Below are 11,932 nucleotides of genomic sequence, written 5' to 3' on the forward strand. Positions count from 1 at the left end.
TTTTTGCCCCAATTTTCTTAAAGAACATCTTGAAAAGGATGAGGTGAAGCGTCATCCTGTAGTATAATGCAAATACCAGCAAATCGCCAGTTTGCAGTTTGCAACAGGCGGTTTTACTTTTCCGGGTATTCGCATTGTAAATGCGAGTCGAGACATGATATGACTACAAATTAGGGTCAGCGGGTTAAAAGTTAATTGGCCTTGGCAATTTCAAAAAACCAATAATGAAAAGACATCATTCGTTCCGGTTATTAGTTTTGATACTGTTTGTATGCTTGTCTGGTGCATGCAAAGGCAAATTCCCCAGTTCTCCGACTATAGTAACAGGCACAGTGGTAGATGAAGCGGGGGTGCCCGTAAAGGGTATAGAATTAACACTTAGCGGAACAAGAGTCAAAGGATTCTCACCAATACCGACCTTTGATGAAGACACGGAAACTGACAGCGCTGGAAGGTATAAATTGTCTTACGTTGTGGGCAGGAATACAGATTTTGTTGAGATTGCAATAGTCACTAATAACAAATACTTTACATACGTAAAGCGTGATGGACGATATGAAATACTTACTTCTTCATTTACCCTTCAACATAAAGAATATGGCAAGACTAAGAATGTAAATTTTCAAATCAAGAAAATTTAACCTACTGAAAACCAGTCGGTATTTTTGACGTTGCTATCATTGAAAAGGGAGTAAAGCTAGTTATACTTTTTGCACCCAAAACCCCAAACCCGTACCTTCGTCCAAAATTCAAACCACAGAACTAAGGATTTCCCTCAATGAAACTTTTGGAAAATAAAACTGCCCTAGTCACGGGTGCTTCGCGGGGCATTGGCCGCGCCATCGCTATGAAATTTGCCGAAGAAGGGGCGGATGTCGCTTTTACCTTTTTATCGAGTGTCGAAAAAGGCCAAGCGCTGGTAGCAGAGCTGGAAGCCTTCGGCGTGAAAGCCAAGGGCTACCGCTCGGACGCATCGGACTTTCAGGCGGCGGATCAGCTAATTACTGACGTCGTAGCTGATTTCGGCAAACTGGATGTACTGGTGAACAACGCGGGAGTCACGCGCGATGCCCTGCTGATGCGCATGAGCGAGGAGCAGTGGGATACCGTGATGAATGTCAATTTGAAATCGGTGTTCAACCTGACCAAGGCGGCGATCAAGACTATGATGCGGGCCAAGAGCGGCTCCATCATCAATATCACCTCCGTGGTGGGTATTATGGGTAACGCCGGACAGGCCAACTACGCCGCGTCAAAGGCAGGCATCATCGGCTTTTCTAAATCGGTGGCCCTGGAACTGGGTTCGCGAAATATACGCTCCAACGCCGTGGCCCCCGGCTTCATCGAAACCGAAATGACCGAAGCCCTCGAAGCCAAAGCCCTGGAAGAGTGGAAGCAGTCCATCCCGCTCAAGCGTGGCGGTAAGCCGGAAGAAGTGGCTGACGCCTGCGTTTTTCTGGGTTCAGATAGGTCGAAGTACATCACCGGGCAGGTACTTCAGGTAGACGGCGGAATGCTTACCTAAACCGCTGGAAAATTGCGACTGGGGTAAGATAGGGCCCGCGCTAAACCATTCGTAGGGTTTTCGGCGTTATGGTTGTATCTTGACCGCTTCCGGTCCCCCGAACCCACTATCTGAATACCCGCTTCGCCCATGCGATCCGAACTTTTCCTCCAAACCTCTCCCTGGTTCATTTTGCTTTGCCTGTTGGCGGGATCGGCCTACGCCTTTTTCCTGTACCAGCCCGAACCGTCGTGGGGCAAGAGGCTGAATGCTGTGCTGGCCGTTTTGCGCGGTACTTTGGTGTCGGTACTTTGCTTTCTGCTGTTGGCACCGTTGGTGCGAACCGTACAGACGACCACCGATAAGGCCAAGGTCGTGCTGGCCGTTGATAACTCGCAGTCCACGGCGGCGGGGGGCGCGACGGCCCTCCCGGCGTTAGAAGAAGCGCGGCGGCAACTGACCGCCGACGGCTACGAAGTAAGCATCGAAACGCTGAACGCCGACGCACTGCAAACGGAGCTGGATTCAGTAAAATTCAACGGCACCCAGACCAACCTGGCTTCCATGCTAAGCACGGTACGCAGCAATTTCGAGGGACAAAACCTGACGGACGTGATTTTGCTTTCCGACGGAATTGTCAATCAGGGGCTTTCGCCCGCTTATGGTAATTACCCGTTTCGGGTGCACACGGTGGCCATCGGCGATACCATTCCCAAACGCGATATTTTGCTGCGCAATGTCACAGCCAATCGCGTGGCCTACATGGGCAACGAGTTTCCGATTCAGGTGGACGTGGTAGCTAACGGCATGGCCGGGCGAAGCACTACGCTCACGCTGCGGCAGGGGGGGAGGGTAGTAGCTACGCAAAACGTGGTGCTGAACCGCGACGACTACTTTCAATCATTTACTTTCACGACCGCTTCCAATCAGAAGGGCGTTCAGCATTATACAGTGGAAGTGGGCGGCATTTCCGGTGAATCCAGTACCCGCAACAACCGCCGTGAGGTTTATATCGACATCATCGACGGACGGGAGAAAATCCTGCTGTTGGGCCTGGCACCCCACCCGGACATCAAAGCTTTGCGCAGTATCATTGAGCAGAACGAGAACTACGAACTCGACGTAAAACTGCTGACAACGGCCAGCAACCTCAACGAGATGACCGACAAAGCTTACGACCTCGTCATTTTTCACCAGGTACCTGACGCCTCGGGTTTCGGGAATGAGTCCGTGAGGCGACTGATGGCTAAGAACACGCCTCTGTTTTTTATTCTGGGAAATCAGTCTGCTATCGGCGCGGTAAACCCGCTAAACCGGACAATGCAGATCGCGGCCAATCCGGGCCAATTCGACAAAGTGACGGGAATGTTCAATACCTCCTTTCAACTCCTGAACCTGGACAACCAGCGACTGGATATTCTGGCAAAACTACCCCCGTTGTCGGTACCGTTCGGTGAATACCGACTGACGCCGGGGAGCGAAGTGGTTCTGTACCAGCGCGTGGGTAGCGTGGCGACTACCAAGCCGCTGCTGGCGATCAGTACCGAGGGCGAGCGCAAAGTAGCCGTGCTGGCGGGCGAGGGCATCTGGCAATGGCGGCAGGAAGAATTCGCCTTGACCGAGAAGCAGGACGTCGTCGATGAACTTTTTCAAAAAGTAATTCAGCTACTTTCGGTTAAAGAAGACAAGCGTAAATTCCGCGTCTATCCCGCTAGTGCCGAGTTCGACGCAGGCGATCGGGTCACTTTCCAGACAGAAATTTACAACGACATTTACGAAAAGATTTATGGCCAAGACGTACGGCTGGACATAACTGACGAGAAAGGAAAAATCCAAAACTACACTTACACCTACACCGCCGAAAATCCCCGCTTCGAGATCAGCGGTCTGCCAGAGGGTGTCTATAAATACCGCGCTTCCGCCACGCTTCGCTCGGGCTTGGAGCAGGTAAGGGGCCAGTTTGTAGTTACTGACACCGACCTCGAAGCCCAGAACACCACGGCGGACTTCGGAATGCTACGTGAACTGTCGCAGCGCACGGGTGGACGCTTCGTGCAACCCAACACGGTGTCTAGTTTAGTACAGATCATGACAAACAACCGCCCGCCGGATCGCTTGAACAGTTCGGAGCAAATGGCCGAACTGATTCAACTAAAATGGCTGTTTTTCCTGCTGCTGATCCTCGCCTCGCTCGAATGGGGGCTGCGGAAGTACAGCGGCAGCTATTGATTGGCGGCATGAAGCGGACTGCTTTTTCTACCATCGTTTTTGCCTTTCTGGCTTGTGTTTCCAGCGCATTCAGCCAAGACCTGCCGAGTGAAGCCGATAGCGGAATAGTGCGAAAGCCCAACTACCGTCTCCTGCATGGAATGTTCGCTGCCCAAACCGCGCTATACGCCGGGACTATTTACGGCCTTAGCAAGACATGGTACAACGATCCGCTTACGAATTTTCGCATCGCCGACGATTCGCACGAGTGGAAGCAGATGGACAAAGCCGGGCATTTGTTTTCGTCTTACCAGATTTGCCGCCACACGGCAGAACTGTACAAGAAAACGGGCATCACTAAAAAGCAAGCCATCATCTACGGAGCCATTTCGGGCTTTTTTTTTCAAACCCCCATTGAGATTCTCGACGGTTTTTCCCCCGACTACGGCTTCTCACCCGGCGACATGGCTGCGAACTTGGTCGGTCCGGCGCTGTTTGTAGGGCAATACGTGCTGTGGGACGAAGTGAGGATTGTCCCTAAATACTCTTTTCACTTTACGCCTCTGGCCGAAGCGCGCCCCGAGCTATTAGGACGCAGAAGAACTGAGCAGTGGCTCAAAGATTACAATGGGCAAACTTACTGGTTCTCGGCTAGTCCGCGTTCGTTTGCGCCTGGTTCCAACTGGCCGCCCTGGCTTTGTTTCTCAGTGGGCTATGGCATTCAGAACATGGTTGCCGCCGAAACGGAGCAAAGTGTCGAATTGGGCTATCGACCTTATCGGCAATACTACCTTTCGGTCGATATAGATTTTACGAAAATAAAAACGCGCAGTAAATTGATCAAATCACTGGCGTTCTTGTTGAACTCATTAAAAATTCCAGCACCTGCCGCAGAATTTTCCCGAAAGGGAATAAGATTCAGGCCGTGGTACTTTTAATTGTTGAATTGTGAGATTGTCGAGACGCCGGGTTGTTTGTCTGTTTGAAATGTCAATAATAAATAAATTCGATTCAACGATTCACCGATTCAACGATTCAACGATTCAACGCCGGGGTGGCGCACCACTTCAACGATTCAACAAATAAACCAAAACTATGAACATCGGCGATAAAGTAAGACTACTACGCGGCACGGAAGAAGGAATCGTTTATGCTTTCCTGCCGGGTAATATTGTAGAAATAGAAATTGAGGAAGGCTTCCGTATTCCGGTGTTACGCTCGGAAGTAGTGACGGTGTCACCCATGGAAAGTCAGCGGATGAAACCCTCTGAACCCGTGGGCGGTAAAGCACTCAGACAGCAGGAAGAAAGCCTGGCATTTCGGACATCGGCCCCATTTGCTGAGAAAGGTATTTATATGGCATTCATGCCCATCAATGATCGCGAACTTACGGTTCATCTGATTAATAACTCCGATTGGGGGCTGCCTTTTACAATTTATCAAGATACAAATGGTAAACAGTCAGGGTTGGCCTCGGGCGTCCTTAGCCCGCGTACCACGCACCGCTTTACCGACTTGCAAATCAAGGACATCGAGGAGTGGCCTATTTTCGAAATTCAGGCCTTGTACTTCCGTCAGGGGAGTAGTGCTGTCAAGCCACCTTTTCAAAAGAGACTCCGCTGTAGAGTACAATCCTTTTATAAGCGTAAGCAACAAGTCCCCGTGCTAGCAAAGGAAGGCTACGTGTATCAGCTCGATGACGAAAGTACCGCGAGTGCGGCCGCCTCAGAGGAACCCAAGACTTCGGCGAGCGTCTCTGCTGCGGAAATTCGCGAGCGGATGCTCTCGCCAGAAAAGACTACTTCGCACAAAGTGGAAGCGCCACAATCCGTGGTAGATTTGCATCTTGAAAAACTAAGTCCGACACCCGATGCTGTACTAGATGCCGACAAGCTCAATCTGCAACTCGACACCTTTGAGAGGCAGTTGGAAAACGCGATCGCTTCGGGCCGGGACGAAATCACGTTCATCCACGGGGCGGGAAACGGAGTGCTGCGGCAGGAAATTCACCGTCGGCTGAGTAAGCACCAGAATGTGCAGTTCTTTGAAGACGCCCAAAAAGAAAAATTCGGCTTTGGTGCCACCTTTGTCAAGATCAAGTAGTTTCGTGAAGTCATCACTCCTTATATATATACGTCCGGGACTGTGCTTACTTTTTGGGCTGCTGCTGGCGCAATGCAAACCCGACGCGCCCAACCAGCCCGCCGCGCCCAAAGAAAAATACCTCTATTCCGATATGCAGCTACAGGACGAAAAACACCTTTCCTCGGTCAATCTTCCGGTCGAGATGCCGCTGATTGAACTTGAGCGGCAACTCAACGCGCAATTGAGCGGGCTGATTTATGAAGACAAAAGCTACGACGACTTCGACACCGACAACCTAAAAGCAAAGGTATGGAAGATGAGTCCCATCAAAGTTCAGGCCGTCGATTCAACTTTCCTCTTCGAAGTACCGATCAAAGTCTGGGTCAGCGTGCGTTACGAAACCAGTCCGCTGGGGTTCAAAATCGCGGGTACCAAAGAAACTGAATTCGCGCTGCGCCTCCGTTTCCTGTCCGATATCGGTGTATCGCCTGACTGGCAAGTACTTACTCGCACCAGCGTGGACAGCTACGACTGGATCACCGAACCCAGTGTGAGGGTTGCGGGACTAAATATCCCGGTAAAAGCGATGGTGAGCCGGATGCTGAGCCGCAATTTTGAGAAAATAACCTCGGCCATCGACGAGCAAGTAGCGGGTACTATCGAACTAAAAAAGTATGTCCGCCAAGCCTGGGATCTGGCCCGAAGGCCCGTGCTGATGTCCAAAGAGTACGACACTTGGCTGGTGGTGGTGCCGACCTCGGCGGTGATGACGCCGTTAGTCGTCAAAAACAATATTCTCCGCACCAGCATCGGGATTCGGGGCTACACCCAAACTGTTACTTCGGTGGAAGAACCTGAAATAAGGGGTGACAGCCAACTACCCGATCTCATGGTGGTAGAAAAAATTCCGCAGGAATTCAAAGTAGGGCTCATAAGTGTAATCCCCTATAAAGATGCTACCCGCCTGGCGAAGGCGAAGTTTGTGGGCGAAAAATTCTCTTTCAGTAACGGGAAATATTCCGTTGAGGTAACTAATCTGGAAATGTACGGGCAGGATGAATTCTTAATTATCAAGGCGGGCTTAAAAGGAAGCTTGAACGGCGTCATCTACCTGCGAGGAATTCCTCATTACGACCCTGAAACCAAAAATCTCTCTCTGAAAGATTTGGACTACGACCTGGATACGCGCAATGTGCTTTTCAAAACGGCGGGCTGGCTCTTGCAGGGCAAGTTCAGTAAAATGCTGGAAAAACAATTCGTTTTCCCAGTGGGAGAACAGATAGAGGAGGCTCGCAAAAATATTCAGCAAACGATGCAGAACAACACCCTTGCCAAGGGCGTGGTATTGAATGGTACTTTGGCCGAAATTAAGCCCGATCGCGTGTATCTGACACCTGAAAATATCTACGCCGTCGTATTCGCGACGGGACAGGCGTCCCTAAAAGTGGAAGGATTACTTTGATTAGTGCCAAAAATCGGTCTACCGCCGAGAAATGGCCCGCTAAATATTTCTATTAATGTTGAGCTGGCTACCTTTCAATGCAAAGTATTTCTTAGCTTTGCGCCGACCGAAACAAGGGAAGCTGTCCTATCGCTCCGGTTTAATCATCGGGGAGGAAAGTCCGGGCAGTGCAGGGCACCGTACTTCCTAACGGGAAGGCGGTCGATTGGCGACGATTGACCGACAGCCAGTGCCACAGAAAAGATACCGCCTGGCATAATTTTTATGCTCGGGTAAGGGTGAAAAGGTGGGGTAAGAGCCCACCGTTTCGTCAGCAATGACGAGAGCGAGGTAAACCTTACGGACTGAAAGACCAAATAGGTGTCGGCCAGGAGTGGCCCGCTTCGGTTCTGGCTCGTTCGGAACGTCGGCACGGGTAGGTCGTTAGAGGCTACGGGCGACCGTAGTTCGAGATAAATGGTAGGAGTTCCGGCTCCGCTGGAAAACAGAACCCGGCTTATAGGCTTACCTTTTTTCGGTTTTTTATTTGCGTTAGATTTTTGTAAAATTGCTTTTAGTTTGAATCACAACAACTGGTGTTCCCCATGAATAAGAAAAACCTTTACATTTCCCTGATCCTGTCAGCCCTATGCTTTACAACGGCCTCCGCGCAGAATCGCAGCTATGAAGGTCCGAACAAAATGAACACTTGGTCCATTACAGGCTACGGTGGAATTACCCGATTTTTTGGTGACTTAAAGCAATACGATTTTAAGCGTGGACCTGGAGAAGACCTGACGGGCGGTTTCGGTCTTTCAATCAACAAGCAACTGACGCCTATTTTTGGCGTACAACTCACGGGCTGGAACGGCTGGTTGCAGGGTTCCAAGCTGAACTACCAAAGCCAAATAACGGGCGATGTGCGTGATCTTCGGTTCGAGAGCCCTTCCTTCGTACAAGTAACTCTGGATGGAACCATGAACATCAACCGTCTGCTCTTTGGACAAGACAAGCTGCGTCGCTGGAAATTCGATGCCCGTGGTGGTTTTGGTATCATGTACTACCACACGGAGGTATTTGACCTCAATACCAATGAACTGCTTCTCTCCTCCAACACAGATGGTAGTTCAAAAACAGCAGGTAGATGGGAGCGCAATGGCTCCATCTATACCCGCGAATGGGTGGTACCCCTGGGCATGGATATTCATTACGAAGTGTCTCCCCGCATCGACCTTGGCCTGTCTTTTGCCATCAACCATGTGATTACTGAGAAACTTGATCTTACCGCCAGTAGCTTGACTAACCACGCTACTTCAACGGGCATCTTCACATTTATCAAAGGAGAATCTGAGTTGGATAAGTGGGGTTACGGTGCCATCGCCCTTACCTACAAGCTTGGTAAGAACGCGGTGATGTCAAAGGATGGTAAGTACGATGCTTCGAGTGGTCGCTACCACCTGCGTTGGGCCGATCCAAAGTCGCTTATCCCGCTTCCCTACAATCCCACAATGGACGATGCCGATTCGATTGCCAAAGCCAATATGCCTAAAGCTGTCGATCCTCGCCTTTACACTGACTCCGATGGTGACGGCGTAGCTGACCTTTTTGACAAAGAGCCTAACACGCCCGCTGGTAGCGTAGTGTCGGGTGGTGGTGTAGCCATCGACATCGACAAGTACATCACGGACGCTATCAAGAATAACCTGCCTAAGGACGAGTGCGAAGCACTGTTCAGTAACATCGAATTCGATACCGACAAGGCAACAATTCGTGACGCCTCGGAAGAGACATTGAAGAAAGTGGTCGAACTTCTGAACATGCGCCCTAACTGCCGCATTGTACTGGTGGGACATGCGGATGCCCGGGCTTCTTACGGCTACAACATGAACCTGTCGCGTCGTCGTGTTGAGTCCGCCAAGCGCTTTATCCTGCGGGCTGGCTTGTCTGACCCAAGTCGTCTGCTGGTAGAGTACTTCGGCGAGTATCGTCCGTTGGCCGAGAATACGACTCCTGAAGGTCTGCAAGCCAACCGTCGTGTCGAAATCAAGATTATGCCAAATAACACCCTGCGCTCCAACTACCCAGCCGGATTCAGGTTAAATTAAGATAGGTAAAAGACTAAAAAAGAGGAGTGAAGCCGATTAGCTTCACTCTTTTTTGTTGAATTTTGTTAGATTGTTTGAGTGTTATCTATCTGATTCACAGAAAACTACTAAACTTAGAACTTAGAACTTAAAACTTTAAACCGAAAAACACAAGTTGCGCTACCGAAAAATCGCTAAATTTGCACCCTATTTGAAACGAAGGGACGAGATCCCTCACTAAAAACCATACAACTGTAATGGCAGTAAAGATTAGATTAGCGCGTCGAGGACGCAAGAAATTAGCGATGTACGACATCGTGATAGCTGATGCCCGGGCTCCCCGTGACGGAAAGTTTATCGAAAAAATTGGAACATACGATCCCAATAAAAACCCGGCGGCTGTGGATTTGCAGGCGGATCGCGCGGTTGACTGGCTTCTGAAAGGCGCTCAACCTACCGACACGGCTCGTTCGATTTTGCACCACGAAGGGGTGATGCTACGCAAACATTTGCAGGTCGGTATCAACAAAGGTGCCGTAACCCAGGAAGATGCGGACGCCCGCTTCGAAGAGTGGAAAAATATGAAGGCAGACAAAACTGCTGCCAAAGTAGAGTCGCTGAATACGAAGCAATCGACGGAAAAAGCTCAGAAGCTTGATGCCGAACGTAAAGTGAACCAAGCGCGTGTAGAAGCGATTGTCAAGAAAAACACGCCACCCGCGCCCGCACCGGTTGAGGAAGAAGAAACTCCCGTTGCGGAAGAAGCCACTGCCGAAACGCAGGATGCTGCTCCCGTTGCTGAAGAATCGACTCCGGTAGAAGAACCTGCTGCGAAAGCCGAGGAACCCACCGCCAAGAAGGAAGAGGCCGCTCCGGTTGCCGAAGTACCCACTGCCGAGGCAGAGGAACCTGCTCCCGCTACTGAAGAGCCGACTACTAAGGCAGAAAAGCCCGCTGATAAGGTAGAAGAAACTGCTCCCGTAGCTGAGAAGCCTGCTAAAGAAGAGGATGCTTCTGCGGACGAGAAACCTGTTGCAAAGCAGGAAGATGACGCTTCTGCGGAAGAGAAACCCGTAGCGAAAAAGGAAGAAACTACTCCGGCTGAAAAGGAAGAAACTGCTCCTGTAGCCGAAACGAAAGAAGAAGAAAAGTCAGAATCTGTTCTGGAAAAGATCGCCCACGTCGCCAGCGACGCTGTTGAATCTGTTAAAGAAACTGCCACGGAAGCTGCCATTGCGATAGCCGAAAAGGTAGCCGAGGTGACGGAAGATGTCAGTGAAAGCGCTGAGGAGGTAGCTGACAAGCTGGAAGATTCCAAAGGCGACAAAGCCGCTAAGGAAGATACCGCCGACGAAGAAAAGAAAGCTTAAAGCGTTGCCAAACGTTTTTCGTTTAAAATAACATTTACGAGCCTGTCGGTTTTCCGCGCAGGCTCGTGATATTTTGAGACAAAGTCGTTTCACATTCTAAAAATTTATCGCTTTGACGCAGGACGACTGTTACTTATTAGGCTACATCGTGAAAAGCCACGGTACTAAAGGCCAGGTCGTGTTCCATCTCGACGTAGATTACCCCGAAGAATACGAGGACTTAGAATCTATTTTTCTGGAAATAAAAGGAGATTTGATACCTTATTTTATCGAAAGCTTTAACCTTCAAAAGAAGAGCCGGGCCATTGTGCAACTGGAAGGATTAGATACCATGGAAAAAGCTCTGGCGTTAGTAGGGACGTCGATCTTTATGCCGCTCGAGACGTTAGAAGAGTTAGGAGATGACCAATTCTATTACCACGAGATTCAAGGGTTTGAAGTTTCGGATGAAAACCTGGGCGTACTTGGCACAGTACGAGAAGTGTATTCCGTAGCTACCCAAAACCTCATCGCGCTCGATTATCAGGGAAGCGAAGTGCTTATCCCCATCGTGGAAGGCATCGTTTTGAAAGCAGATCGGGCCGAGCAGCGCGTGTCGGTAAATCTACCCGAAGGACTTTTAGAGATTTATACGGGCGGTGGAGAAGTCGATGGGGAATCTGAGCGGGACGGCGATGATGAGAATTGATGTGGTTTCGGTAGTTCCCCGGCTGATGGAAAGCTTTTTTGCCCATTCTATCCTAAAAAGAGCGAGCGACAAGGGGTTGGTAGAAGTACATCTGCACGACATTCGTGACTATGCCACGGGCAAAAACCGCCAAGTGGACGACTACGCCTTTGGCGGCGGGGCGGGTATGGTACTACAAATTGAACCTATTGCGCGATGTTTGAGGGCGCTATTGGCAGAACGTACTTATGACGAAGTCATCTACCTTACGCCAGACGGCGAGCGTCTTTCCCAAAAAACCGTCAACCAGCTTTCTCTCCAGAAGAACCTGATTATGCTCTGCGGCCACTATAAGGGCGTGGATCAGCGTGTGCGCGACCTTTTTGTGACCAAGGAAATCAGTATCGGCGACTACGTACTTTCGGGTGGAGAATTGGCAGCGGCGGTGCTGGCCGACGCCATTATTCGGCTCATTCCTGGGGTATTGAATGACGAGACCTCTGCCCTTACAGACTCTTTTCAGGACGACCTACTGGCCCCGCCCGTCTATACCCGACCCGCTGAATTTGAAGG

10 protein-coding genes and 1 other RNA gene are annotated in these 11,932 nt (G+C 50.3%); all 11 read left to right on the top strand.

What is annotated here, in order from left to right; genetic code table 11:
- Positions 1-224: 224 nt before the first annotated feature.
- A complete protein-coding gene (locus tag ACEW8P_RS09190) occupies positions 225-641 on the top strand; it encodes a hypothetical protein (RefSeq protein WP_373512789.1) in 417 nt (138 codons plus the stop codon).
- 137 nt (positions 642-778) lie between these two features.
- Entirely contained in the window at positions 779-1,525 is a 747-nt protein-coding gene (gene fabG, locus ACEW8P_RS09195) for a 3-oxoacyl-[acyl-carrier-protein] reductase (protein WP_373512790.1), read from the top strand.
- 129 nt (positions 1,526-1,654) lie between these two features.
- Positions 1,655-3,733, top strand: coding sequence for a VWA domain-containing protein (locus tag ACEW8P_RS09200; RefSeq protein ID WP_373512791.1), 2,079 nt, complete (start codon positions 1,655-1,657; stop codon positions 3,731-3,733).
- Entirely contained in the window at positions 3,661-4,650 is a 990-nt protein-coding gene (locus tag ACEW8P_RS09205; protein ID WP_373512792.1) for a DUF2279 domain-containing protein, read from the top strand. The genes ACEW8P_RS09200 and ACEW8P_RS09205 overlap by 73 nt, the downstream gene beginning before the upstream one ends.
- A 157-nt stretch (positions 4,651-4,807) precedes the next feature.
- Complete coding sequence (locus ACEW8P_RS09210; RefSeq protein ID WP_373512793.1) at positions 4,808-5,815, top strand: DUF2027 domain-containing protein; 1,008 nt, start codon at positions 4,808-4,810, stop codon at positions 5,813-5,815.
- A 4-nt stretch (positions 5,816-5,819) separates the two neighbouring features.
- Positions 5,820-7,259, top strand: coding sequence for a DUF4403 family protein (locus tag ACEW8P_RS09215; protein WP_373512794.1), 1,440 nt, complete (start codon positions 5,820-5,822; stop codon positions 7,257-7,259).
- 113 nt (positions 7,260-7,372) lie between these two features.
- Positions 7,373-7,774: RNase P RNA component class A (rnpB, locus tag ACEW8P_RS09220), an RNA gene on the top strand.
- Between the two features lie 69 nt (positions 7,775-7,843).
- Positions 7,844-9,343 carry an OmpA family protein gene (locus ACEW8P_RS09225; RefSeq protein WP_373512795.1) on the top strand — a complete coding sequence of 500 codons (1,500 nt, stop codon included), beginning with the start codon at positions 7,844-7,846 and terminating at the stop codon, positions 9,341-9,343.
- 236 nt (positions 9,344-9,579) lie between these two features.
- A complete protein-coding gene (locus tag ACEW8P_RS09230) occupies positions 9,580-10,692 on the top strand; it encodes a 30S ribosomal protein S16 (RefSeq protein WP_373512796.1) in 1,113 nt (370 codons plus the stop codon).
- Between the two features lie 112 nt (positions 10,693-10,804).
- Entirely contained in the window at positions 10,805-11,380 is a 576-nt protein-coding gene (gene rimM / locus ACEW8P_RS09235) for a ribosome maturation factor RimM (protein ID WP_373512797.1), read from the top strand.
- A partial coding sequence (gene trmD / locus ACEW8P_RS09240; protein ID WP_373512798.1) for a tRNA (guanosine(37)-N1)-methyltransferase TrmD occupies positions 11,370-11,932 on the top strand: 563 nt, incomplete at its 3' end. The genes rimM and trmD, both read left to right, overlap by 11 nt.

Source organism: Persicitalea sp. (assembly GCF_041751555.1).
Taxonomy (GTDB): Bacteria; Bacteroidota; Bacteroidia; order Cytophagales; family Spirosomataceae; genus Persicitalea.